This is a genomic window from Lactobacillus sp. ESL0259 (assembly GCF_003693045.1).
In the GTDB taxonomy this organism is placed as follows: Bacteria; Bacillota; Bacilli; order Lactobacillales; family Lactobacillaceae; genus Lactobacillus; species Lactobacillus melliventris.
The window spans coordinates 265,798-291,619 of sequence record NZ_REHP01000005.1 but is presented as its reverse complement, the minus strand read 5'-3'; the positions used below and the strand labels follow the sequence as shown (position 1 = coordinate 291,619).

Below are 25,822 nucleotides of genomic sequence, written 5' to 3'. Positions count from 1 at the left end.
TCTCTTAATAATGATAACGGCGAATTTGCCGGATCAGCCTACTGTTAGTTCAGCCAATCAGTCCAATTGAGCTACCAATTAACCTTCATTCGGCCTTTCACCACTATCAGCCTTTCTCTATCTATAAGGTTAATACCTCTCAATTATTGCTTTGGGCGTATTATAACACGTTTTTTACAGTAGTGCAGCATCTTCTGCCGCTTTATCTGCCAAAAACTTATCATTAGGATAAATTGAAGTTACTTGTATACCAGCTAGAGCGCGGTCAATTAATCCTTCAACATCCAAACGATTTTCAAATTCCCGTGCTTTATCGATTTTGGGCTTAGTTTTGGGACGAGGAGGGGCAAAAATTGTACAACAATCTTCAAATGGCTGGATAGACAAATCAAAAGTACCAATTTTTTCAGCCAAATTAATAATTTCAGTTTTATCCATCGTGGCAACTGGTCTGACAACTGGTGTGGTCGTCACATCATTAATTGCAGCCATTGATTCCAAAGTTTGCGAAGCCACTTGACCAACGGATTCACCGTTAAAAATAGCCAGGCCTCTTCTTTTAGCTCTTATTTTATCTGCCAACTGCAACATGAGCCTTCTTTGCACAGTCATTAAATAACCCTCAGGAATTTTTTCCTTAATGGTTTCCTGAATTTCAGCAAAAGGCACGGCAATAAAATTGATCTTGCCTGCATAATTAGCAAGAATTCCAGTTAATTCTTTAGCCTTATTTAGCGCTTTTTCAGTAGTATATGGCGGACTGTAAAAATGAACCATTTCAATATCAACACCACGCTTAAGAGCTAAATATGAAGCTACTGGCGAATCAATTCCGCCAGATAGCATCATAACGGCGCGTCCACCTGTCCCAACGGGCATTCCACCTGCACCGCGAAGTAACTGATTAGAAATATAGACAGCATCCTTGCGCACTTCAATTCTAAGGACAATGTCAGGGTGTTTCATTTCTACCTTTAAATTCTCCATATTGGCAAAGAGATAGTCACCCACCATTTTATTCAACTCATTGGTATCATATAAAAATTGGTGATCACTGCGTTTAGTGTTGACTTTAAAAGTCATACCCTTTTTAAAAGTTTCTTTCATTAAAGCTAGAGCAGTTTCTTCAATTTTTGCCAAAGTTTTTTCAACTTTGATAGTTGGTGAATAAGTTTGAATACCAAAAACCCTTTTTAAACGTTTATCAACTTCTGCAAAAGGTGCATCATTTAAAACTATGTGCATGCGGTCATGCCGCGGGTGTATTTCGACTTGCGGAAAATCGCGCAATACTTTAGTCACGTTACCAGCTAAGCGGCCAATGAAATCTTTACGATTTTTTCCTTTAGTTGACAGCTCACCATAACGTACCATTATTTCAGTATATTTCATAAAAAATTATTCTCCTAAATGATTAATTCTGGCAAAATGATGGTAAATTTTATCAAAGACCTTAATAAATTCATCTGCCTCGGCAAGAGTATTAGTTTCATCAAAACTAAGACGAATCGCACTTGTTGCTACTTTATCATCAACATGCATTGCCACCAATGTGCTTGCTTGATCAGTCTTAGTGGAAGAACAGGCCGAAGTAGTTGAAGTATAAATGTCATACTCTTCGAGTGTATGAACAAGAGTCTCTCCTCGAATACCTTCAAGAGCAAAACATAAAATATGAGGGGCAAAGTTATCATTCAATGGTGAAAATATAGTGATTCCTGGCTTATCTTGGAGATACTTCACTATTTTGGCTTTAATTTCAACCTCACGTTGAGCTTTTTCCTGTTCATTTTCCAAAAGCAAACGTACTGCTTTAGCCATTCCTGCTATTGCCGGTAAGTTTTCAGTACCTGAACGCAAACCTTTTTCCTGACCGCCACCATCATGCAAGGGAGCAAGCATCTTGCCCTCTTTTTTATAAAGGATTCCGGTACCCCGTGGTGCATGAAATTTATGCGCTGACAGACTGGAAAAATCAACACGAGGGGTAAAAACACGAGACCAAATATTTTTACCTAATGCTTGCACATTATCCACATGAAAACTTACAGTTGGGTAATTAGTTAATAAATCACTAATTTCAGCGATTGGCTGGATAGTACCAATTTCATTGTTAACGCCCATTATTGAAACTAAAGTGGTATCAGAATCTAAAGCATTACGTAAATCATTTACGTTAACACGGCCTTCTTTATCAACGGATAAACGGGTTACACGAAAGCCAATATATTCTAAAGCGTTAAAAGCATTGGCAACAGAAGCATGTTCAACGCTTGAAGTAATGAGATGCTTGCCAAATTCCCGTTTTTGCAAAGCGGTTCCTTTTATTGCCCAGTTATTTGACTCAGTTCCACCAGAGGTAAAGAAAATTTCATCCTGTTTTGTGCCCAAAAGACTGGCAATTTGCTTACGTGAACTTTCTAAAAGTTGAAATGCACGGTCTCCCAGTTTATGTAAACTGGACGGATTGCCCCAAATGGTTTGAGCTACTTTATCATAAGTGGCTAAAACAGCAGGATCAATCTTAGTCGTGGCGCTGTTGTCAAAGTAAATCACGGAAGTTCTCCCCCTCCAAAAACACTACATGGTCAGCTATTAACTTATAAATTGTAACTTAAATTCTTGTCAGCTTCAATTATTTATTCATGAGCACTAAAAAAGCTTTAAAATTCTTTTTTTAATTTTAAAGCTAAATAATTTTCTGCAGGTTTATGATTCTTATCAGCTATTTTTCTTATCAGAATAGTACAAATTTTCTAAGCGTTGATATGAACCTGGCTCAACTTTTTCAATAGCAGTTGCAATGGTGTCCAAAGCATCTTTATAGTTATAATCCTGTTCATAAAGTTGCATTGCCTTTTTCTGAGCGCTTTTAATGGAACCATTATTGGAATATTTATTAGAATATTGCAAGGTTAGCTGAACTAGATCTGCAGAATTAATTATGTCATCTGCTTCTCGTTTTAACCTTTCGACATCATCAGAAATTTGGATTAATTCCTGAGAAATCTTTTCCATGTTTAGCCTTACCTGACTCAATTCTTTTGCCACATGACCAATCTCGTTGACAACCAAAGTATACATTTGCACAAAAGTATCAGGATTACCAGGGATTTTTTTACGTTCCAAACGGCGATAAACTAGAGAAACTTCCTGCTTAAAGCGGTTGATTGAATCATTGGCTACATTTTCAGAATCATAAAGACCATCAACGTCTTGGGACATTTTCTTTTGTTCATCACTAATTTCACGCAATCGTTCCAGCATACTCAACCACGATGACTTAATTTTGGAATAAACTCCCTTACCATCAGCAACATTCTGGGTATCAACCGTATATTGCCGCTCCATATCATTGACTTCCTGTTCCAACTTCCTACTAGTGGCAAGTTCATTGTGAGTAAGCTCATAACTCTCATCAATATGGCGCAATTTTGCTACTAGTTTTTTTGATTCAACTTGTTCGTGAGCAAGCAGACGCTGGATTTTATCTTGATTTTCTTCTACAAATGGTCTCGCTTTGTACTCTTTAGCTAAAATATCATAAAGAGCAGAAATTTCTTTTTGGATTTCCGCATTTTTTGCTTTGAGATCGGACACTTTAAGTTCTTTGAGCAAATTATTTGCATCGGCTACTTGTCCTCTGATTTTTTTAATCTCAGCTAAAACGTCTACCTGAGTTATGTAATATTTAGAAGACATCATCTTCTTGTAACTGTCGGACAATTCACTCAACTGATCTTGAAAAACTTTATTGAGTTGGTGACGAGCATTCCTAATTTCGGGTAGGATAGAACTAATGTTAGTCAAAGCAGCTTTAATTTTTGACAAAATACGTTTTGCTTCAACTTGATCTCCTTGAGCAGTCAAACTCTTGGCTTCTGAAAAGTCATTTTCAATATTTGTCAATTCGTTTTCAATCTGATCCAGAGCAGCACCATAATCATATGAATTTGCCAGAATGTCTTTACGCATTTCTTTAAAGCCATTGAACAAGTCATTATATTTTTTTTGATTCTCACGGTTTGATTCAAGTAATTCTGTGAATACTTCCTTAGTGTTCTTGGCATCTTTATAAGTTGGATCCATGATTTCACGGGCTTGTTTAATATTTTTATGAGCTTTAAATAAGTGATAGTGTGTATTTTGCTCAGCAGCCTGTTCAAGAAAGTTCTGCGCTGCAGGAATCTTTTTAGCCAATGCCTGCTCGTAGTTTTTACGCCAAGTAGTTAATGTTGTCAAACTTTCACCGGCTAAATCCATTTTATCCAGATTGACAATATCTGTTTCTAAATGCATTTTATCAATTTTGGTAATCAAATCGTCTAATTCAAGAATTTGCCTTAATTGGCGGCGATTGATTATTAACATAGCGGCTATAATTATAATGATGATTAAAATTGCAATGATTACAACTATGGATTGAGTTGGTGACATAATTTTCCTCCAAAACTACCCCAATTATACCAAACTTCTACATTATTGTGGTCAAGAGTTTTTTCAAGCCAATAAAATTCGTTATTTAAATAAAATCGTGCGATCAGATATTTATAAATATCTCTTTAATTAAAAGCAGTATACTAGTATTAACAAGTTGCTACCACCTTTTTATTTTTTCTAGTTAAATTATTAAATATTAAAGCAATTGCTATTTTCCTTGCTTTAATAAGGTAATACAACTATAATATAGAACGTGTAAAATATTTGCAGCTATAAGTGGCAAGAACGTCAACATCTTAATACGTTTTAGTGAACGAGTAACCGACGCTGCAATAGGCGAAAATGAAAATTAAGATGCACGAATGTTAAACTTATACGTAATTATTTTACTCCAAAAACTGTTATCAGATTTTATTGGAGGATTTTATGTCAAGATATACAGGTCCAAGTTGGAAACGTTCCAGAAGATTAGGAATTTCACTTTCAGGTACTGGCAAGGAGCTTAGTCGTAGAAACTACGCCCCTGGTCAACACGGCCCTAATTCACGTGGTCGTTTATCAGAATATGGCGAACAATTGCATGAAAAGCAAAAGTTACGTTGGATGTACGGTTTAAATGAGCGTCAATTTAGAACTTTGTTCAAACGTGCCGGTAAGATCCGTGAAGGTGAACACGGTACTAACTTTATGGTTCTGCTTGAATGCCGTTTAGACAGTATTGTTTACCGTTTAGGTTTGGCTACTACTAGAGAGCAAGCTAGACAATTAGTTAACCACGGTCACATCACTGTTGACGGCAAGCGTGTTGATATTCCTTCCTATGAAGTCAAGGTTGGTCAAACCATTGGTCTTAAGGAAAAGTCAAAGAACCTGCAACAAGTTAAGGATGCACTTGAAGCAGTTGTATCCCGCCCATCCTTTGTTTCATTCGATGACAACAAGGTAGAAGGTTCACTTGTTCGCCTTCCAGAACGTGATGAAATGGAACCAGAAATTAACGAAGCTCTAGTTGTTGAATACTACAACAAGTTACTTTAATTTCCATGTTTTTACAAACCCCTTTCCTTCTTGGAGAGGGGTTTTTGTTACCCGAAAGGAGTACCAATCAATGACGGAGGATTTAAATACCAGAGTTTCAAATGCTGCTCAAGGCATCACACCCCAAACAAAGCCGGATGAACGCAGAAGATTTTTAGGGTCTCTTCGCGAGCGGGTATTAGTTAGAATGACCAATGCTGAAGTGCAAGATCCTAAATTAACCAACCTATTTTTACGCCATTTTAAAGATTATATTGGTTACAATATCCTGATTAATGGCAATTTACACGATAAGTTTGTTGATCAAGTGGAAACTAGTTGTGGCAAATACGAAATTTCTTTTACTATCGTTAACAATGAAACGGCAAAAACGGGTCCGAATGACTCGGCAATCTTAGTAGTAGCTGCAAATGCAATTAACAAAATGCGCATTGAAATAAGTCAAGTGTATCCACCCGAAATGCCTCAAGAATTGCTTACTAGTGGCAAAACTAAAAAAGCTGGTTTCTGGCAGCGACTTTTTCATGGAGACAATTAAATGAAACCATTAGCTTACAGAATGAGACCAAAAACGTTAGATGAGGTAGTCGGTCAGGAGCATTTAATTGGCCCTGGAAAAATTATTCGCCGGATGGTTGAAGCCAAAATGTTGTCCTCGATGATTCTTTACGGTCCTCCGGGAATAGGTAAAACAAGTATTGCCAGTGCCATAGCTGGTTCCACCAAATACGCTTTTCGCCAGCTTAACGCTGCAACAGACAGTAAAAAACAGCTGGAGCAAGTAGCCGCGGAAGGAAAATTGAGTGGTACGGTGATATTGCTCCTAGACGAAATTCACCGCTTGGATAAAACCAAGCAGGACTTTTTATTACCTCTTTTAGAATCCGGACAAATTATTTTGATCGGTGCGACAACTGAAAATCCGTATATAGCAATTTCCCCCGCTATTCGTTCCCGCTGCCAGATTTTTGAATTAAAGCCTTTGGCAAAAAATGATGTCAATAAAGCAATTGACCGGGCGCTTAAAGATTGTGAACTTGGTTTGGGTAAGTACAACGTTAAATTGACTTCAAGCGCCAGAGAATTATTAGTGCAAAAAGGCAACGGTGACTTACGTTCGACACTGAACGGACTCGAACTTGCAGTCCGCTCAACGAAACAGGAAATGATAGCTGCCGGTAAAAATGATGAAACTGAATTAATCATTGATCAAGATGAAATGGCCAATTCTATCCAGCTGCGTAATCAAAACTTTGATGCTAAGGGCAATGGGCATTATGATCTGGTTTCTGCTTTTCAAAAATCAATTCGTGGTTCTGATACAGATGCAGCCTTGCATTATTTAGCTCGACTAATTGAGTCTGGTGATTTAATAGCAATTTGTAGGCGTTTAAGTGTAATTGCCTATGAAGACATCGGCCTTGCAAATCCCGCAGCCGTTCAGCATGCTCAAATAGCTATTCAGTCTGCTAAGAGTCTGGGTTTCCCTGAAGCGCGGATACCTTTAGCTAACGCGGTGATTGAACTGGCTTTATCACCTAAAAGTAACAGTGCTATCAGTGCTATTGATCAGGCTTTAGCTGATGTAAAAAATAAGGACTATGGCAATATCCCTTCTACTTTAAAAGATGCACACTATAGTGGTGCAGCAAAATTAGGTCACGGTAAAGGTTATATTTATCCTCATTCTTATGTGAATGATTGGGTACCACAGCAATATTTACCAGATAAACTCGTTGGCACGCGATATTTTCAGCCTAAAGGCAATTCTAAAATAGAAAAAGGGTTTAAAAAGCAATACGAAACTTTGCATGAATTGCAAAAACAGGGTCTAAAATAATTAGTTTTGCATAGAAGGAAAATATTTTAGTAGATGCTGGCCGAAGATTTATTTTGAAATCAGCCCTTTTATTTTGGTCATGCACAAAATAAGCCGGTATATTGATAACCTTAGTTCGTTCAGGAGCTTAAAAGCTATCCTAAAAAGTACCCTCTAATTTTTCTGCCTTGACAAAACTCGTGATGCTTAGTAGTATAATAGTTGATCTGAGTTGATCGACTAGCTCAATTGTATAAGGTTGACCGGTCAAACATAAGACATGCGAGATAGTAAATAACTTTCGAATCGGAAAACTATCTTCAAAGATAGGATCCATATTCGTTGCGATACATCTCATTTTTTGAACACTGCGGGTTCAACAAGCATTGTTTTGCTATGTTTCGACGACTCGGATTTCTTGAGAAATTTAGAAAGCGGTCTGCGGACCGTTTTTTGTTTGGAGAATTTATGGCTATTAAAATTGTTATTCTAATTTACCTGGCAGTATTGCTATTGACTGCCTTTTACTTATGGCATAATCGGCACCGTCATTTCCTAATATACAACAGTAAAAATATTTCTAATTTTAGTTCTCTAATGTCTTGGACAGCTATTATTTTAATTATAGAGACCATTTTGGGTTTATTTTTAGTTTTCCAGAAGAATAAATACTTAAATCTTATTACTTTAATTCTCAGCAGCATTACTATCCTAATTTTTAGTCTTTTACTTAATCAAAAGGATGATTAACTGGACTAAAATTTGGTAAAATAATGGTAAGAGAGGTGTTTTAAATGATGAAACAATATCACCGTATTCAAGTCGCAGTTGATGGCTCAAAAGAAGCTGATTTAGCTTTTAAAAAAGCTGTAGCTGCGGCTAAGCGAAATGAAGCTGCTTTGGAAATTTTACATGTCATTGACACCAGATCCTTCCAAAATGTTTCTAGCTTTGATTCAGAAATGGTTGAACAAGTATCAAACGATGCTAAAGAAAAATTGCAAAATTACTACCAACAGGCTACAGAAGCTGGAGTAAGTGAGGTTCACTATTCAATTGAATTTGGGGCTCCTAAAGCAATTATCGCCCACCAATTCCCTAAAAAGCACCAGATTGATTTAATCGTATTAGGAGCTACAGGTCTCAACGCTGTTGAACGCATATTAATCGGCAGTGTTACCGAATATGTTACTAGAACTGCAGATTGTGACGTGCTAGTTTGTCGTTCTAACGAAAATTTGAGTAATTAAAAAAGAGCATTTCAGTTGAAATGCTCTTTTTTATGTATAGATAAATTAGAAATCTCCTGCTTGACTGAACATATAATCTTTATTATGAAATTTCATGGACAAAATCATACCAATACCAATCATATTACCAATTAAGGCTGATCCACCTTGAGAAATAAAAGGCAACGGGATACCGGTCAGAGGTAGCAGATCAATACTCATACCAATATTTTCAAATACATGGAAGAGTATCATCATGATAACGCCAGTAGAAACGTAAGAATAAAATGCGTTTTTGGTATCAAAAGTGATCCGTACCATTTGCACTATCAAGTATAAGTAAAGCAAAATGATTGCTACACTTCCAATAAAGCCAAATGATTCTCCTATCACTGAATAAACCATGTCTGACCCTCGGACCGGCACATAAACACTTAGTTTACCAAAGCCGTTGCCGAATATTTGACCAGAACCAATCGCTTGCATACTTTGCCATAATTGATACGCAGCTTTTGACGTGTCATTAGATGGATTCAACCATGACATAATGCGTCTAAATTGATAAGGCTGAAAGAAATGACTTAGAAATGATTGACCACTTGGTGTGGTAACCATATAAATAACTACGACCCCTAGCACAAAGACAGCGACAAACATTGGCGCAATTATTTTCCACGAAATACCAGATACTAGCACTACGCCACCAACAATTGCAATGAAGACCAGCATCGTACCAAAGTCATTTTGCAGTTTTAAAAGCACAGCAATCGGTAGCAGCCAAGCCAGCATTTTACCAATTAAAATCCAGTCGTTTTTAATTGTGTGAGCAAATTTATTGTTATGCTCACGCACAACCCGGGCCAGCATCAATATAAAGGCTGGTTTCATGACTTCTGATGGCTGAAAAGAAATTGGCCCCAGCTTAAACCAGCTTTTAGCGCCAGTATCTACAGCTATACTGCGATTATAAAAGAACAAAACCGCAACTAAAAGCACTATCCCCAGACCATATACATAAGGTGCAATGCGGTAGAGCTGTTCAGCATCAAATTGGATTACAAAAGCAACTGCGGCAATCGAGATAACATACCATAATCCTTGCATTGCCACTGCCCTAACTGGACTTCCCATATGACTGGGATCATCAATTGCGGCAAAATAAATGGAATAAAGGCCCACAGCTGCCAATATGAGCACAGGGACAACAATATTCCAGGCAATTCGATCAAACAGATTGGTTTTATTTTGTACTTTGACCATTAATTAATCACAACCTATTATTTTTCATGCAAAGCGAAGTATGAAAGCAAATCATTAATACTGCTTTCCAAACTTTTTGCATACAAGACGCTGTTGGTTTTGCCGGTTGTAGCCCGATAACGGCCAGCAATTTTTTCAATCACGCCAATAGATTTTTTCTGGGGAATTACTACTTCCCAGGTTGGGTTTTGCTTACCCTTAATTTCATTAATTTCCACATTAATATTTTCTGGTTTTTTTGACATAAATACTCCTATTTCGTATTAGGATGGAATTTCTTTGCAATAATCTCATCTTCATATCGTTCTGGATGAGGATTACGAAAAATTGTAAATTTATCTGGTACCGGATCAACACCACCACGCACAAAAGGATTGCAGCGTAATATACGTGATATTCCCATAATAAGTCCTAAAAGAGGACCAAATTTGGTCAATGCGTCAACCATATAGGTCGAACATGTTGGATAATAACGGCATGATTTTGGTAAAGCAGGAGAAATAAACTTCTGGTAGATTTTAACCAAATAAATCAAAATTTTACGCAAATCTAGCCTCCCAAGATTAGTGACGCTGATGTTTTTCAATATTCTTAAGTAAAATTCCCGTCCCAAGTGCCACAGCTTCAAGTGGATGATCGGCCGTTAATACTGGTACCTTAAGGTAATAAGAAATTAGCTTATCAATATTCTTAAGCAATGCTCCACCACCTGTCAGCATAATTCCACGGTCAATAATATCCGCAGAAAGCTCCGGTGGCGTTTTTTCCAAAACCTCTTTAGTAGCAGCAATAATAGTCATCAAGCCATCATGAAGAGCTTCTTGAATTTCAGGCGCAGTAACAGTAGCCTGTTTTGGCAGACCGTCAACCACATCGCGACCGCGAACAGTGATAGTTTCGTTCTTATCAGGTTCAAAAGCACTACCAATTTCGATTTTAATCTGTTCCGCAGTGCGTGAACCAATTAGCAAGTTATGTTTATTCTTAATGTAAGAAACAACAGCTTGGTTCATATGATCCCCAGCATAACGCAATGATTGACTTGTAACAATTTCACCCATTGATAAAACGGCAATATCAGTAGTACCACCACCAATATCAATTACGATGTTGCCTTGAGGTTTGAAAATATCAAGCCCTGCACCTACAGCAGCAACTTTAGGCTCAAAATCAAGGTAAACTTTGCCTCCACCCGATTTTTCCGCAGCCTGAATAATTGCCTTCTGTTCAATTGATGTTACTCCTGTCGGAGCACAAATTAAAATATTTGGCTTGGACATAAAGCCCTTAACGTTTAATTTTTCAATAAAGTAAGACAGCATTGCTTCTGTGATATCAAAATCAGCGATAACACCATTTTTTAAAGGACGGATTACACGGATGTTCCCCGGAGTCCTTCCTACCATCTTGTAGGCTTCTGTACCAACTGCTACTACTTTATTTGTACTTGTATTGACAGCAACAACAGAAGGCTCATTTAAGACAATTCCTTTACCAGAAACATTAATGAGCACATTTGCTGTTCCTAAATCTATTCCTATATCTCGTGCCACGATAATCCTCCATCATATTCAATGTATATTTTACCATAAAGATTTTAAGTTTGTCGGCGACTTTATCCGCTTTACCAAGTCTTAAAAGAAATTACTTAACTGCAATGAAGTATCAATTAATGTAATAAAGAAATTACCCACTAGAAAGCCTAAAGCAATTGCAGCAAAGATAAGTAGCAGTTGTGCTTCAAATATCCTGTTTTTACGAATTATCTTTTCAATACGAACACTTTTCATAATCTGAAAGGACAAACCAATCGTAATTAAATAAATTACTATACTAATTAAAGCATGAACGCCAAGTTGAAACATATTCTTTTCCACTTTTCCTAAGTTACAATAAAAGCGGACACACAAAAGCAGTGCATCCGCTTAAAACTTTAAATCTATTTGACTGAATTGTAAACACTTATTCGGTTAACGGCTCTTCTAAGTGCAACCTGTGCCCGCTCAAGTGATCGTTGATCATGGGCAGCCTGAGCCTTTTTCAGTGCATTTTGAGCACGTTCTCTAGCTGCTTTAGCCCGGGAAACGTCAATATTATTTGCCCGCTCAGCGCTGTCAGCAATAATGGTAGCCACATTATTTGAAAATTCAAAATAGCCACCACTAACAGCAATATGGTTGACAATATTGTTCATTTCCCGACTTCTTTTAACTTTAATCTCACCTATTGCTAGCGGAGTCAAAATCGGTAAGTGATTATACATCACTGAACGTTGACCATCAATTGCACGCATTTCAACAATACTAGAATGATGAGAAAATATTAGACCATCCGGAGTTACAACATTTACCATAAAAAGTTTTTCTGGATCTGCCACTTGACATCACCTTACTTTTCTAATAATGCTTTAGCTTCAGGATCACTCGGAGTTACACCCATTTGCTTTGCTTTTTTCAAAACATCTTCAATTGGGCCGACACTACGGAATGCATCTTCTGGAAGATCATCTAAATGACCATCTAAAATCATCTTAAAGCCCTTAATAGTTTCTTTAATTGGAACATAAGAACCAGGCACACCAGTAAACTGTTCAGCCACAAAGAAGTTTTGCGATAAGAAGAATTGAACTTTACGAGCACGGCTAACTATCACCTTTTCCTCGTCAGATAATTCATCCATTCCCAAAACAGAAATGATGTCTTGCAATTCATGGTATCTTTGCAATATATGCTGGACGCCAGTAGCGACTTCATAGTGCTCTTGGCCCACAATTTCAGGATCCAAAGCACTTGAAGTAGATTGCAGCGGGTCAACAGCCGGGTATATACCTTGCTCAACTAAACTACGTTCCAAATTGGTAGTAGCATCAAGGTGAGCAAAAGTAGTAGCTGGAGCCGGGTCAGTATAGTCATCAGCCGGAACATAGACCGCTTGAATTGAGGTAATAGAACCCTTCTTGGTAGAAGTAATTCTTTCCTGCAATTGGCCCATTTCTGTTGCCAAGGTTGGCTGATAACCAACGGCACTGGGCATGCGTCCTAACAGAGCGGAAACTTCGGAACCAGCTTGAGTAAACCGGAAAATGTTGTCGATAAAGAGCAGAACGTCTTGGCCTTCAACATCTCTAAAGTACTCAGCTAAGGTCAGTCCAGTTAATGCCACACGCATTCTGGCACCAGGCGGCTCATTCATTTGACCAAAGACCATGGCAGTTTTGCTTAAAACTCCAGATGCTTTCATCTCAAAGTAAAGGTCATTACCTTCACGTGTTCTTTCACCAACACCAGTAAAGACTGAAATACCACCATGCTCTTGGGCGATATTATGGATAAGTTCCTGAATAATAGTGGTTTTACCAACACCGGCACCACCAAACAGGCCGACTTTTCCTCCACGGACATAAGGTTCAAGTAAATCAATTACTTTAATACCAGTTTCAAGAATCTCCTGACTCGTTGTTAATTCATCATATTTAGGAGCATTCTTATGAATACTGTCACGAGCATGATCTTTTGCAAATTTAGGGCCGTTGTCAATAGGCTCACCTAAAACATTAAAAACACGTCCTAAAGTATCATTACCAACCGGTACTGAAATAGGGCCACCTGTGTCTTCAACCTTCATTCCGCGTCTAAGACCATTGGTAGATTCCATCGCAATTGTTCTTAAAACACCATCGCCAAGCTCTAGTGTAACCTCGAGAACAACAGATTCATCGTCCGACTTAACGACGCGCAAAGCATTGTCAATATCAGGCAGATTTTTGTCAAGCGGGAATTTGACATCGACAACTGGGCCGATTACTTGAACAACTTCACCTTCACTCAAAACATCTACCTCCTTTTCTTAATTATTTCAAAGCGTTAGCACCACTGACAATTTCAGTAATTTCAGTAGTGATTTCTGCTTGTCTTGCACGGTTTAATTTAGTAGTTAAACTCGAAACCAAATCGTCAACGTTGTCCGTAGCACTCTGCATGGCAGTCATTGAACTGGCATGTTCAGCAGTTTTGGCATCCAGAATAGCACCGTAAATAGTAGAACGGGCATATTGGGGAATTAGTGTGGTTAAAACAGCATTAACATCAGGTTCGATATCGTATTCCAAATCTTGATGGGCTTCAGCTTCCTTGACACCTATATCAATGTCAACGATTGGCAACATTTTTTCAACCCGAAATGCAGATGAAAGTGAGTTGATGTGGTGAGTATAACATACATATAATTCATCATAAACTCCGTTCAAATACATTTTGATTGCAGTTGAAACAATTGGTAAAACTTCATCAAAAGTAGGTACGTCACTAATACTGTCATTTTCATAAACAACGTTCAGCTTGTTTTTCTTAAAGAAATCAGCACCGACTGAGCCAACAGCCAAAACCTTAATATCTTTGTGTTCAGCCTTCGAATCCTCAAACAATCCCATCATGTTTTTGATGACAGCACTATTATAAGAACCAACAAGACCACGGTCACCGGTAATAACCAAATAACCAGTGGAATTGACCTTTTTGCGTGCTTGAACCATATCGGAAACAACACCCAAACCAAAGACATTTTCATAATCGATTTTGCTAATGCTGTCTTCATCAATTGCAACATGTGCCTTACGCAAATGGCTGACGACTTCAGCACTCATCAAGCGCGATAAAGTTTGCCGTATGTGATCATTGTAGATCGTGTAACCCTTATCCCGCTTTTCAGTTTGGTTTAACTTTGATGCCGAAACCATTCTCATGGCCTCAGTAATTTTACCAGTTTGCTTAACTGAAGCTATTTTCTTCTTCAACGCAAGTAAAGATGCAGGCATCTAACTACCTCCTATTTATTACTTGGTGAAAAACTATCCGCAAATTTAGAAATTGCTTCTTGTAATTTCTTCTCATCCGGCAATTCACCAGTCTTACGAATGTGCTCTAGCAAATCTGCATGATTAGTATCGAAATTGTCATATAACTCTTTTTCAAATCTGGCAATATCATCAACTGGAACGGAATCAAGATAGCCGTGAGTTAAGGCGTAAAGAATGATAACCTGTTTTTCAACCGGAATTGGTGTATGAAGTGGCTGCTTTAACACTTCAACAACCCTGCGTCCACGATTTAACTTTGCTTGAGTTGCTTGATCCAGATCACTACCAAATTGAGCAAAACTTTCAAGTTCATGGTAAGCTGCCAGGTCGGTACGAAGCGTACCAGCAACTTTTTTCATTGCCTTAATCTGGGCACTACCACCAACACGGGAAACTGAGTTACCGGCATCAATGGCAGGACGGGTTCCTGCAAAGAACAAGTCGCTTTGCAAGAAAATTTGTCCATCAGTAATTGAAATCACGTTAGTTGGAATATAAGCTGAAATATCTCCCGCTTCAGTTTGAATAAATGGAATGGCCGTCATTGAACCGCCACCAAGTTTATCACTCAACTTCGCACTACGTTCAAGTAAACGTGAATGCAAATAGAAGACATCACCAGGATACGCTTCACGACCAGGCGGACGACGGAGAAGTAAAGAAAGTTCACGATAAGCAACAGCTTGCTTTGATAGATCATCAAAGACTACCAAAACATCTTTGCCGTTATACATGAATTCTTCACCCATTGCCGTTCCGGCATATGGTGCTATATATAGCATTGGTGCGGGTTCACTTGGCCCAGCTTCGACAACAATTGTATAGTCCATTGCGCCAAAACGCTTTAAAGTTTCTACTTGTGCTCTGACAGTTGATTCCTTCTGACCAATAAAGACATAAATGCAAATTACGTCCTGACCTTTTTGGCTCAAAATAGTATCAATTGCCAAACTAGTTTTTCCAGTCTTACGGTCACCAATAATTAACTCACGCTGACCGCGACCAATTGGCACTAAGGCATCAATAGCCTTGATACCTGTTTGCAGCGGTTGATTAACTGACTGGCGTTCCATAACACCCGGTGCCGAAGCCTCGATTGGACGAGTCTTTGACGTTTTTATTTCGCCAAGTCCATCAACTGGCTGCCCCAATGGGTTTACCACGCGACCAATTAGTGCATCACCAACCGGCACACGCATAATCTCACCGGTTCTTTTGACTTGGTCACCTTCACGAATATCATCAAAATTGCCTAGAATAATGATACCAACATCATTTGATTCAAGGTTTTGTGCAATACCATAAGAACCATTGTCAAATTCCAATAGTTCGTTGGCCAAAACATTGTTCAATCCGTGAGCCCGGGCGATACCATCACCTATGTATGTTACAACTCCAACTTCATTAATGTCGAGTTTATCATCATAGTGTTCAAGCTGCTGCTTGATTAAAGAGCTAATCTCTTCTGCTTTTATGCTCAATGGTTTCACCTCTTTTAATTTTTATTAATTAACTGCGCACGAATCTTATTCAGTTTGTTCTTGACTGACCCATCGATTACGCAATCACCAACTTTTAAAATCACGCCGCCAATTATACTTTGATCAACCTCATTAGTGAGAATGACTTTTCGCAAATTAAATTTTCGAGCGTAACTAGTACCTAATTCCTGCAATTGTCTTTGATCAAGCGCTACTGCTGAAACAGCAACTCCCGTTTCAATTTTTTGATTTTTATTATACAAATCATTGAAACAGTTTATAATGTCCGGCAATTCCATAAAATGGTCATAATCCAGTAATAGGTTCAAAAAATTCTGAACTTCTTCTGACAGACCTTGCTCAATCACAGAAAGCGATTTCGCTTTTTCGGCACTATTAAAAATTGGGTCGCTAAAAACTTGCAAAATTTGCGGATAATTGGAAATAGCCTCAGCTAGTTCCTGCATATCTGCATGAACAGTATCCAAAGCAGCCATATCTTCGGCATAATCAAATAGTGCAGTACCATAACGTGCAGCAATTTCCGCTTTACTTAAGGCCATTATTTATTCAGCCCCTTAATAAATTGATCAACCAAATCTTTTTGGTCATCAGCAGATAAGTTCTTCGCAATTACTTTTTCTGCAATCGTGACAGAAATATCTGCAACTTGTGCACGAGCTTCATCTAAGGCATCCGCTTTAGCCTGAGCAGCATCGGCCTTTGCCTTCTCATGAATCGAAGCCGCATTATCATTAGCTTCTGCAACAATCTGGGTGCTGGTTTTTTCAGCATTCGCTTTTGCATCAGTAAGAATTTGCGTTGCTTCTTGTCTTGAGTTCTTCAAGGCAGCTTCACGCTCATTAGCCAAAACTTCGGCTTTTTTGCGATTGTCTGCAGCTGAATCAAGATCATTGATTACCTTTTGGCGTCTTTTTTCCATCATGTCGGAAACAGGTCCCCATGCATAATGTTTAACCAAAATAAGTAAAATTGCGAAAACAATTAAATACCAGATAGTATTACCCAGATAAATATGACCTGCCGAGGCTGCAAATAAAATTTGAAATGTCATTTACTGCCCTTCTCTCTTTTATCTAAATTGTTTTAAATAAAAAAATTAAACGAAGAGAATCAGGAAAGCAACAACAATCGCCAAAATAGGAACGGCTTCAATCAGACCAACACCGATAAACATTGTTGATCTTAAGTTACCAGCACTTTCAGGTTGACGAGCCATGCTCTCAACTGTCTTAGTGATAACTTTACCATTACCCCAAGAAGCTGCCAATGCAGCAATACCAGCTACAATCGCTGCTGAGATATATTTAAAAGCTTGTGACATATTTAAACCTCCAATAAATTATTCTTTTGTAACTTTTTTCCCAACATAAACCATGGATAAAGTTACGAAAACATATGCCTGGATAGAGCCAATGAAGACAGAGAATCCTTGCCAGATCATAGCAAGCGGTGCTGCTAACACCAAAGTGATAACACCAAAGCTAGGAGCAAAGCTATTACCTATTAAAGTTAATAACACTTCGCCAGCGTAAATATTACCATATAAACGCAAAGATAATGTCAAAAAGTTAGTGATTTCTTCAATCATATTGATTGGAAAAAGAAAACTAACAGGTTCGGCATAATTACGCCAGTAGCCACCAGTACCGAATTTCTGCATACCGAATGTGAATGAAAGAAGCAAGGTCATCATTGCAAACGACATTGTCGTTACCGGATCTGCTGTGGGAGATTTTACAAAAATGTTGTCTCCCGCCTTAACCTCTAAGAAGAGGCCCAACTGGTTCATAAACCAAATGTAAATAAAAAGGACAAAAGCATAAAGCGAAAGGTGCTTTCGTGCATCAACATCACTGACATTGTCTTTAACAATTCCATCAGTAAAGTCAATCAAATATTCCATGATATTTTGCTTTTTATTTGGTTTCATCTCAACTTTTCTTGATAACCAGATGCAGACAAACAATACGACAGCTGCCATTAAAGTTGAACCAATGATCCCAGAAAGATCAAATGTCAAACCCAGAAATTTAAAAACAAATGATTGCTCCAATTCTTCGTGACCTCCCTTCTCGTGCCCAAATTATCGAACACTCATACAATATTAACACCATTCAATAATTTTGTGAAAAATGTAAGCGTATTTTGCAATTAATTTACATAAAAAAGATTATTTGGTACCAAATAATCTATCGCCGGCATCTCCTAAGCCAGGTGTAATATAGCCGTTTGGCAACAATTTTTCATCTTCGGCGGCAGCATAAATATCGACATCCGGATTCTCTTCTTGAATAGCTTTGACACCCTCAGGAGCGGCTACAAGAACAGCCAGCTTAATCACTTTAACGCCCCGCTTTTTAAGCGCACCAATTGCCATATTAGCGGAGCCGCCAGTGGCAAGCATTGGGTCAACCACAAGACATTCACGCTCTGCAACGTCTTTAGGCATTTTGCAGAAATATTCGTGAGGCATAAGAGTTTCTTCATCCCGATACATACCAATTACTCCTACCTTGGCTGACGGAATCATTTCCATAACACCATTAAGCATACCGATACCTGCACGTAAAATTGGCACAATAGTCAATTTCTTGCCGGCAATCTCTTTTTGGGTTGTCTTGCCAATTGGTGTTTCAATTTCAACATCTTTCAGCGGCAAATCTCTGGTAATCTCGTAAGTCATCAGTCCCCCGATTTCACCAACTATTCTCCGAAACTCGTTAGAACTTGTCTCCTTACGCCTGATAATTGTTAACTTGTGTTGAATTAACGGATGATTCAAAACCGTAAATTTGCCCATCTTTTTCCTCCTATAAACATAATTACGTTTACGTGTATTTTAATAAAAAAAGCAGAGGGTTTAAAGTCCCTTGCTACTAAAATTTTTACTCTTTGACATAATGATGACCAGCGGCAGCTTTATTTAGCCTGTTCATATATGCCAAAGTATTCTCGCTGCCACTAAATCCCTGCACAAAAATTTGTTTGATCTCTGGTTTATCATCGAAGTAACGTAAACCGCCAAATAAATTATGGTCGGCCTCTAACAAGTTTTTACCTAAATTAAATTTATTTGCGGCTGGCAGCTTAATTTTTTCAAGCACATCTGTTAATGCCATTACTCCTGTTGCATTGGTTAAATCAATGTTTGCAAAGTCTTCTGGATCATCAACCACGACTACGGGTGCACTCGGAGCATAATGACGATATTTCATTCCTGGAGCTTTCGGAACATCTTTATCAGCAACTTTACCACTGTTAATTAAAACTTTTTCACCCAAAACCTGACTTAACTCTGCGGGAGTAACTGCACCAGGACGTAAAACAATGGGCGTAGCTACAGACAAGTCTATAATCGTTGATTCCAATCCAACTTCTGTAGGTCCACCATCAATAATTCCCGCTATTTTTCCCTTTAAATCATGATAAACATGCGCAGCTGTCGTTGGACTAGGCTTAGTCGAAGTGTTGGCGGAAGGTCCAACAATTGGGTAACCCAATTTACTGATCAACTGATGAGTTAAGTCATCATTAGGACAGCGAAAAGCCACAGTATCAAGACCACCAGTTACAGCTTTAGGCAGACTGTGAGGTTTAACATAAAGCAAAAGGGTTAAAGGACCTGGCCAAAATTTTTTAATTAACTTTTGAGCACGCTCTGGCACCTCTTTGGCATAATGAGACATCATTTGAGCATCAGAAACTGTTACGATTAATGGATTGTCACTAGGACGTCCCTTAGCCTTATAAACATTTTTTACAGCTTTTTCATTTGTGGCAATGGCACCCAAGCCATAGACTGTTTCTGTCGGAAAAGCAACCAATTCTCCCTGAGCGAGTAATTTTACTGCATCATCTATTTGATCCTGTGAAAAAATTTTAGTTTCCATTATTTATTCCACTTTCCTTTAACCATGCGTGGCTTTCCAGCTAAATCATTTTTGAATTCAATGGTAAAATCCGGCAGCTCCCGTCCAAATAAATCAACCAGCTGCTCTTTCTCACTGAAGCCAAATTCCAAGAAAAACTCTCCTCTGCTGTTTAAGTGATCACGTACTTGTTTGACAAACTTCTGGTAAAATTCTATACCATTTTTTCCACCAAAAAGTGCCTCCTGGGGTTCATTTTGCAATACGTTTTGGTCCATCACATCTTTTTCCGTTTCCTTTATATAGGGAGGATTAGAAATGATTTTATCGAACTTTTCAAGACCAATTAAAATGTTTGCTTTTCGAACGGTAACATCAACTTTATGAATCAAAAAATTTTCTTCGCTAGTTCTTAGTGCAGCATCAGTGACGTCAGAAGCATATAAATCAAGATCGGTAATCTGCTTTTTAGCAGCTTCTTTAGCTAGAGCTACTGTAATGCAGCCGGAGCCTGTTCCTAAATCAAGCACTTTATCACCACTGGTCAGATTTGCTAAAGCCCATTCCACTAACTCTTCAGTTTCAAAACGGGGAATTAAAACTCCGCGCTGCACTAAAATTTTATAACCAAAAAACCAGGAGTAACCCAAAATATACTGAGGAGATATCCCTTTAGCCAGCTTGCGCACATCCTTTTGTGCTTGCTTAATTTGGTCTGGTGATAATTCCATGTCCTGTTTTAATTGAAACTCACTAGGACTCAGCTGCAGTCTTTCAGCTAGCAAAAAAGCGATATCTTTTGGTCTTTGTTCTGGTGCAGTTTCAGCAGCCCAGATTCTCAAGCTTTTTAAAGTGTCAATTTTAGACATTCTGTTCGGCCAGCTCCTCTAGTTGCTTTGTTTGATTATATAAAATCAAAGCATCAATAATTTCATCAAGTTCCCCATTCATTACCCGGTCAAGCTTATTAAGAGTCAAACCGATACGATGGTCAGTTACCCGGTTTTGCGGGTAATTATAAGTTCTGATGCGCTCAGACCTGTCACCTGTACCAACAGCATTTTTTCTCTTAGCATCATACTTATCACGGTTTTGACTTTCGTAGTAATCGTAAACACGGGATTTCAGAATCTGCATGGCTTTCTCCCGGTTTTGCTGTTGACTACGCTGATCCTGCATTGCCACTACAATACCAGTAGGTAAGTGCGTCATGCGCACAGCACTGGAGGTTTTGTTAATATGCTGGCCTCCGGCACCACTTGAGCGATAAACATCAACTCTAATGTCTTTGGGATCCAGATCAAGGTCAACTTGCTCATATTCAGGCATGACTGCCACTGTAGCAGTTGAGGTATGAACACGGCCTTGAGATTCAGTTACAGGAACGCGTTGCACGCGGTGCGCTCCGTTTTCATATTTTAATTTAGAATAGACTTTATTACCGGTAATCATGATGGCAACTCGTTTATAGCCACCAACTTCAGTTGGCTCACTGTCAACGATAGAAACCTGCCAGTTTTGTCTTTCAGCGTATTTTTCATACATTCTGAGCAAGTCTCCGGCAAACAAGGAAGCTTCATCACCACCAGCTGCTCCTCTAATTTCCATAATAATGTCTTTATCATCATTAGGGTCTTTGGGCAACATTAATATTTTGATTTCATCTTCAAGCTTAGCAATATCCTGCTCTAAATCGTTATTTTCATCTTTGGCCATCTCAACCAAATCTGAATCACTTTCGTTTGCAATAATATCCTTATTGTCTGAAATTTCTTTTTTATCAGCCTTATATTTGCGATATTTTTCAACTACATCGCGTAAATCTGCTTCTTCCTTAGAAACTTCCATGTACCTTTTGGTATCATTGATAACTTCCGGGTCAGCCATCATTTCCTGTAATTCGTCATAATGAGCAACAAGACTTTCAAGCTGTGCCATAATTTTATCCATGTTGTTCTAATCCCTTCCTATCTTGTTTGATGCGGATGAAAATAATGAAACCGACAAACCGGGTAATAACTTTCATCCCCACCTATTTGAACCTGTTCACCCTCGTAAACTGGTTTACCATTGTGTATCCGTTGATTCATTGTAGCCTTTCTACCGCAGTAGTGGCAAATTGTTTTGATCTCTTTTATTTTATCAGCAAAAATCAACAAATTCTTGGTTCCTTCAAATAAATTATTTTGAAAGTCGTTTTTTAAGCCGAAAGTCATTACGGGAATGCATAAATCATCAACAATTTTGGCACATTCTACCACATGATGACGTTCCAAAAACTGGGCTTCATCGACAAAAACGCAGGCGATTGCGCCGTCACCTTGTGCTTTTTCCTGTTCGTTCAACTTTTTTATATAAGCAAAAATATCAAAATCATGGTCGATCGGAACTGCCTTTCGGTGGAGCCCAATTCTTGAAGCCACAGTTCCTACACCACTACGATTATCAATTTTACTGGTTAACAAAGCAATCTTGCGCCCCTGAGCCTCATAGTTATGAGCATCCTTCAGTATTTCTAAAGTTTTGCCGCTGCTCATCGTGCCGTACTCAAAAAATAATTGTGCCATTTTTGCTCCTTTGTTTCATTTAAATTCATCTAACTTATCTAGTATAATGTAAAAATAAAATATGTGTAGTTAAATGGTTATAAAAACTCGTTTTCGGTTTATGGCTATGCTATAGTTGATAATGATTTTAAAGCGAGGGAAAAATATGAGTTTTAAATCTGTAATAGCAAAAAGCGCGGGTAAATCAAGCTACTGGTTTTTACATAACGTTTTAAAAGGTGGCACTAGTTTTCCCGGCAAACTGGCAATGAATCTTGATCCGGAGATTTTAAAGACACTGGCTGACGGCTATGAAACGGTCATTGTTACAGGAACAAACGGTAAAACCATGACTACCGCATTGATTGTGGCGGCATTAAGAGAAAAATACGGTGACGTCTTAACCAATCCATCAGGTTCCAATATGCAACAAGGAATCGTGACGGCTTTTTTAGCCCATAAAAAGAAAAAATCATCCAGACCGATTGCAGTGTTAGAGGTTGACGAAGCTAATGTCAAAATGGTGACGGAATTGCTTCACCCCAGCGTGTTTGTTCTTACCAACATCTTTCGCGACCAAATGGATCGCTACGGGGAAATCTACACCACTTACGAAAAAATTGTAGATGGTATTAAATTAGCACCTGAAGCTACTATTATAGCCAATGGTGACGCCAGTATCTTTTCTTCAGTCGACTTGCCTAATCCTAAAATTTTTTATGGCTTTAAACTGCCAAATGATAATCCGCAAAATGATACCAAGGCTCCAGTTAATACTGACGGCATCTTATGTCCTGATTGTGATCATATCTTACATTATCATGAAAGGATTTACGCCAATCTGGGAGATTTTTTCTGCCCCAACTGCAACTATCGCAGACCTGAATTAACTTATTTTGTTAACAAGATTACTGAGCAGACGCCGAATAACCTTGAGTTTCAAATGGGCAGTAAAAACTATACTATCAACATTGGCGGCACTTACAATATTTATAATGCTCTAGCTGCCTATTCAGTGGCGCGCTATTTTGACCTCAGTGAAGAAGAAATTGCTCAGGCTTTTGCTAAAAACAAGCGCATTTTTGGCAGACAAGAATTAATTAAATATGAAGGAAAAGAAATTGATTTGATTTTAGTTAAAAATCCGGTGGGATTAGATGAAGTGCTGCACATGCTTAACACGGAAAAAGATGATTATTCCTTAGTTACATTGCTTAACGCTAACCACGCTGACGGCATCGACACTTCCTGGATTTGGGATGGTCAATTTGAAGACTTAAATCACGATCAAATTAAAAAAATTTTGGTTGGCGGAGAGCGTTGGCACGACATGGGCTTTCGTCTGGAAGTTGCCGGTTTTGATCCGGGTAAAATGGTTACATGCACAGATAATGAGGAAGTAATCGCTAATATTGCCAATTTGCCGACGAAAAAGGTTTACATTTTGTCTACCTATACCGCTATGCTCTCTTTACGTAAGACTATGGCTGAAAAGAAGATAATTAAGGCAGGGATGTAAAGCAACAATAATATTAATGAAAAACCTGTAAAATGTGCAATGAAACATTTTGCGGGTTATTTTTATTTTGTATTTTGCGCTAAGTTAAAAATCTTAACGTTATTTTCTTGCGCAATTTTTTCATTATAATTGTGCGCCACTTCAATAACAATTGAAGGCAGTTGGTAAATTAAGCGGTGAACTTCATCCGCATTTTGATGATCCAGGCTAGATGTAATTTCATCAAGTAAAAAGATCTTCTTATGACGTAAAAGTCCTCTGGCAATAGCCAGTCTTTGTGCTTGTCCACCCGAAAGATTGCTGCCTTGCTCTTTAATTTCAAAATCCAATGCTTTGCTACCGAGCTCTTTGTCTAAACCTACCTTATTTAAAGCAGCAACTAATTCTTGGTCTGTGAAATTTTGCAACAGAGAAAGATTTTCGCGAACTGTTCCTGCAAATAGCCAAATATTCTGTGAAATAAATACAAAATCTGAATACTTCAATTTGTGTCCGCCAAATTCTACTTCACCTTTTTCAATTGGAATATATCCTGCTATGGCATTTAGCAAAGTTGATTTACCAACACCTGAAGGTCCTGTAATAATCATTTTTTCGTTTTCATCTAGGCTTAAAGACAGATTTTTAAAAATTTCTCGATCACCACGTTTAACTGACAAATTGTCAACAACTAATCTGTGGTTGTTTTCTGGTAGAACAGTCTCTTGATCCGTTTTTGTTTCAGTCCAAGAAATCTTTCTGATGCCTTCTGTACTTTGAATTTGAGTTTCAAAATTAGTCAGTTGCCGAAAGCCACCAACTACATGATCCGCAGTCAGAGTCAAAGTTAAAATTGTACTTACGGTAACACCTAAGATGTTATTTTTGGCCATCCATAACCCTATGAAAATTGGAGATAGAGTTATTACAATTGCAAATAACCAAGAAATAAACTGCAGAACATATTGGAAAGCATTTAATTGGTAATATTTCTGTTCCTCATTATGCAAAGAATGATCAAATTTCTGCATAAATAATTTTTTAACACCAAAATTCGTAATTTCAAAGCGCCCTGCAAATAAGTCACGTGTGATCGCTAAAAAGTTTGAATTCGAGTGACTCCAAACTTCGGTTTTAGTCTTCATTTTTTCTTTACCCATATAACTAGGAAGAAGTGACAGGAAAGAAAGAGCTAGATAAACAAGACCTAAAACTGGATTAGTCATTAATACTACGACTGTAGAAGATATGACTGTCATCAAACTTTGAAAAAGCAATAAAAGCGGTTCAAAATACTTTTCCTCTATCTGTTTGGAAATACTAGTCATGTTGTTCAAAACATCAGATGAATCTAAATTCGGATTGTTAAATGAACTGGCAAAATTTGCTCTGAAATATATAGCCTTTATCTTTTCATTTAAAATTTGAATTGCTTTTTGCATTAACAGGCAAAATAAGAAAAGAGAAATATAAACGGTTAGATATGATAAAACTGCGGCAATTCCAAATAGGATTAAACTGCGACCATCCTTGACATTAAGCCTGGGAATGTAGCCTAAAATATAACCATTTAAAACTCCTTCAAAAGAACTAGTAACACCAAAGATAAATAAACAAAATATCATCCATGGCTTGAGACTGGTCAAGACCCACCTTACTGTAACATTTACTTCTTTTTTATTCATGGTTTTACCTCACCCTTCAAATTATTCTTTGTTGTTGTGTATTATTAAAACAAAATTAAAATGAGTTAACAATATGTT

General features: G+C 38.0%; 28 protein-coding genes. 6 read left to right on the top strand and 22 right to left on the bottom strand.

What is annotated here, in order from left to right:
* Positions 1 to 174 precede the first annotated feature (174 nt).
* From thiI to ezrA, 3 genes are all read right to left on the bottom strand, one after another.
* Positions 175 to 1,392: a tRNA uracil 4-sulfurtransferase ThiI gene (thiI, locus tag F5ESL0259_RS03645; RefSeq protein WP_122037504.1), complete on the bottom strand. Its 1,218-nt coding sequence runs from the start codon at positions 1,390 to 1,392 to the stop codon at positions 175 to 177.
* 6 nt (positions 1,393 to 1,398) lie between these two features.
* The gene (locus F5ESL0259_RS03640; protein ID WP_122037503.1) at positions 1,399 to 2,556 is read right to left on the bottom strand and encodes a cysteine desulfurase family protein; all 1,158 of its coding nucleotides are present in this window, start codon (positions 2,554 to 2,556) and stop codon (positions 1,399 to 1,401) included.
* Between the two features lie 165 nt (positions 2,557 to 2,721).
* The gene (gene ezrA / locus F5ESL0259_RS03635; RefSeq protein WP_122037502.1) at positions 2,722 to 4,437 is read right to left on the bottom strand and encodes a septation ring formation regulator EzrA; all 1,716 of its coding nucleotides are present in this window, start codon (positions 4,435 to 4,437) and stop codon (positions 2,722 to 2,724) included.
* Positions 4,438 to 4,866: 429 nt separating this feature from the next.
* On the opposite strand from ezrA, the gene rpsD reads away from it, so the two are divergent.
* The 5 genes from rpsD (at position 4,867) to F5ESL0259_RS03610 (ending at position 8,547) form a co-directional block, all read left to right on the top strand.
* Positions 4,867 to 5,478, top strand: coding sequence for a 30S ribosomal protein S4 (rpsD, locus tag F5ESL0259_RS03630; protein WP_046324725.1), 612 nt, complete (start codon positions 4,867 to 4,869; stop codon positions 5,476 to 5,478).
* A gap of 70 nt (positions 5,479 to 5,548) precedes the next feature.
* Positions 5,549 to 6,016, top strand: coding sequence for a YueI family protein (locus F5ESL0259_RS03625; RefSeq protein WP_122025966.1), 468 nt, complete (start codon positions 5,549 to 5,551; stop codon positions 6,014 to 6,016).
* Positions 6,017 to 7,318, top strand: a complete 1,302-nt coding sequence (locus F5ESL0259_RS03620; RefSeq protein WP_122037501.1) for a replication-associated recombination protein A — start codon at positions 6,017 to 6,019, stop codon at positions 7,316 to 7,318.
* Between the two features lie 447 nt (positions 7,319 to 7,765).
* Entirely contained in the window at positions 7,766 to 8,047 is a 282-nt protein-coding gene (locus tag F5ESL0259_RS03615) for a hypothetical protein (RefSeq protein WP_046324722.1), read from the top strand.
* 44 nt (positions 8,048 to 8,091) lie between these two features.
* Positions 8,092 to 8,547 (top strand): universal stress protein, encoded by a 456-nt coding sequence (locus F5ESL0259_RS03610; protein ID WP_046324721.1) that lies wholly within the window; start codon positions 8,092 to 8,094, stop codon positions 8,545 to 8,547.
* Between the two features lie 45 nt (positions 8,548 to 8,592).
* Here the strand turns inward: F5ESL0259_RS03610 and F5ESL0259_RS03605 are convergent, their stop codons facing one another.
* The 18 genes from F5ESL0259_RS03605 to F5ESL0259_RS03520 all read right to left on the bottom strand — a co-directional run bounded on the left by F5ESL0259_RS03605 (position 8,593) and on the right by F5ESL0259_RS03520 (position 22,582).
* Entirely contained in the window at positions 8,593 to 9,786 is a 1,194-nt protein-coding gene (locus F5ESL0259_RS03605) for an FtsW/RodA/SpoVE family cell cycle protein (protein WP_122037500.1), read from the bottom strand.
* 17 nt (positions 9,787 to 9,803) lie between these two features.
* Positions 9,804 to 10,031, bottom strand: a complete 228-nt coding sequence (locus F5ESL0259_RS03600) for a DUF2969 domain-containing protein (RefSeq protein ID WP_110445998.1) — start codon at positions 10,029 to 10,031, stop codon at positions 9,804 to 9,806.
* Between the two features lie 8 nt (positions 10,032 to 10,039).
* On the bottom strand, positions 10,040 to 10,333 hold the full coding sequence (yidD, locus tag F5ESL0259_RS03595) for a membrane protein insertion efficiency factor YidD (protein ID WP_046324717.1): 294 nt from the start codon (positions 10,331 to 10,333) through the stop codon (positions 10,040 to 10,042).
* A 16-nt stretch (positions 10,334 to 10,349) separates the two neighbouring features.
* The gene (locus F5ESL0259_RS03590; RefSeq protein WP_046324716.1) at positions 10,350 to 11,339 is read right to left on the bottom strand and encodes a rod shape-determining protein; all 990 of its coding nucleotides are present in this window, start codon (positions 11,337 to 11,339) and stop codon (positions 10,350 to 10,352) included.
* A gap of 81 nt (positions 11,340 to 11,420) precedes the next feature.
* Entirely contained in the window at positions 11,421 to 11,651 is a 231-nt protein-coding gene (locus tag F5ESL0259_RS03585) for a DUF1146 family protein (protein WP_034981184.1), read from the bottom strand.
* A 74-nt stretch (positions 11,652 to 11,725) separates the two neighbouring features.
* The gene (locus F5ESL0259_RS03580; RefSeq protein WP_046324715.1) at positions 11,726 to 12,163 is read right to left on the bottom strand and encodes a F0F1 ATP synthase subunit epsilon; all 438 of its coding nucleotides are present in this window, start codon (positions 12,161 to 12,163) and stop codon (positions 11,726 to 11,728) included.
* Positions 12,164 to 12,174: 11 nt separating this feature from the next.
* Positions 12,175 to 13,614: a F0F1 ATP synthase subunit beta gene (gene atpD / locus F5ESL0259_RS03575; protein ID WP_046324714.1), complete on the bottom strand. Its 1,440-nt coding sequence runs from the start codon at positions 13,612 to 13,614 to the stop codon at positions 12,175 to 12,177.
* A 22-nt stretch (positions 13,615 to 13,636) separates the two neighbouring features.
* Complete coding sequence (locus F5ESL0259_RS03570; protein WP_122037499.1) at positions 13,637 to 14,599, bottom strand: F0F1 ATP synthase subunit gamma; 963 nt, start codon at positions 14,597 to 14,599, stop codon at positions 13,637 to 13,639.
* Positions 14,600 to 14,610: 11 nt separating this feature from the next.
* Positions 14,611 to 16,122, bottom strand: coding sequence for a F0F1 ATP synthase subunit alpha (atpA, locus tag F5ESL0259_RS03565; protein WP_046324712.1), 1,512 nt, complete (start codon positions 16,120 to 16,122; stop codon positions 14,611 to 14,613).
* A gap of 14 nt (positions 16,123 to 16,136) precedes the next feature.
* Complete coding sequence (atpH, locus tag F5ESL0259_RS03560; RefSeq protein ID WP_046324711.1) at positions 16,137 to 16,685, bottom strand: ATP synthase F1 subunit delta; 549 nt, start codon at positions 16,683 to 16,685, stop codon at positions 16,137 to 16,139.
* On the bottom strand, positions 16,685 to 17,197 hold the full coding sequence (gene atpF / locus F5ESL0259_RS03555) for a F0F1 ATP synthase subunit B (protein WP_046324710.1): 513 nt from the start codon (positions 17,195 to 17,197) through the stop codon (positions 16,685 to 16,687). Before atpF ends, atpH begins: the two co-directional genes overlap by 1 nt.
* Positions 17,198 to 17,242: 45 nt before the next feature.
* Entirely contained in the window at positions 17,243 to 17,467 is a 225-nt protein-coding gene (atpE, locus tag F5ESL0259_RS03550) for a F0F1 ATP synthase subunit C (RefSeq protein ID WP_034981200.1), read from the bottom strand.
* A gap of 18 nt (positions 17,468 to 17,485) precedes the next feature.
* On the bottom strand, positions 17,486 to 18,199 hold the full coding sequence (gene atpB, locus F5ESL0259_RS03545) for a F0F1 ATP synthase subunit A (protein WP_046324709.1): 714 nt from the start codon (positions 18,197 to 18,199) through the stop codon (positions 17,486 to 17,488).
* Positions 18,200 to 18,316: 117 nt separating this feature from the next.
* Complete coding sequence (gene upp / locus F5ESL0259_RS03540) at positions 18,317 to 18,946, bottom strand: uracil phosphoribosyltransferase (protein WP_046324708.1); 630 nt, start codon at positions 18,944 to 18,946, stop codon at positions 18,317 to 18,319.
* 85 nt (positions 18,947 to 19,031) lie between these two features.
* On the bottom strand, positions 19,032 to 20,036 hold the full coding sequence (locus F5ESL0259_RS03535) for an L-threonylcarbamoyladenylate synthase (RefSeq protein ID WP_122037498.1): 1,005 nt from the start codon (positions 20,034 to 20,036) through the stop codon (positions 19,032 to 19,034).
* Positions 20,036 to 20,884 (bottom strand): peptide chain release factor N(5)-glutamine methyltransferase, encoded by an 849-nt coding sequence (prmC, locus tag F5ESL0259_RS03530; protein ID WP_122037497.1) that lies wholly within the window; start codon positions 20,882 to 20,884, stop codon positions 20,036 to 20,038. The genes F5ESL0259_RS03535 and prmC overlap by 1 nt, the downstream gene beginning before the upstream one ends.
* Positions 20,877 to 21,965: a peptide chain release factor 1 gene (gene prfA / locus F5ESL0259_RS03525; protein WP_046324705.1), complete on the bottom strand. Its 1,089-nt coding sequence runs from the start codon at positions 21,963 to 21,965 to the stop codon at positions 20,877 to 20,879. Before prfA ends, prmC begins: the two co-directional genes overlap by 8 nt.
* Positions 21,966 to 21,982: 17 nt before the next feature.
* The gene (locus F5ESL0259_RS03520; RefSeq protein WP_046324704.1) at positions 21,983 to 22,582 is read right to left on the bottom strand and encodes a thymidine kinase; all 600 of its coding nucleotides are present in this window, start codon (positions 22,580 to 22,582) and stop codon (positions 21,983 to 21,985) included.
* Positions 22,583 to 22,727: 145 nt separating this feature from the next.
* On the opposite strand from F5ESL0259_RS03520, the gene F5ESL0259_RS03515 reads away from it, so the two are divergent.
* Positions 22,728 to 24,080, top strand: coding sequence for a Mur ligase family protein (locus tag F5ESL0259_RS03515; protein WP_122037496.1), 1,353 nt, complete (start codon positions 22,728 to 22,730; stop codon positions 24,078 to 24,080).
* A 62-nt stretch (positions 24,081 to 24,142) separates the two neighbouring features.
* On the opposite strand, the gene F5ESL0259_RS03510 is transcribed toward F5ESL0259_RS03515, so the two are convergent.
* Complete coding sequence (locus tag F5ESL0259_RS03510; RefSeq protein ID WP_122037495.1) at positions 24,143 to 25,744, bottom strand: ABC transporter ATP-binding protein; 1,602 nt, start codon at positions 25,742 to 25,744, stop codon at positions 24,143 to 24,145.
* Positions 25,745 to 25,822 lie beyond the last annotated feature (78 nt).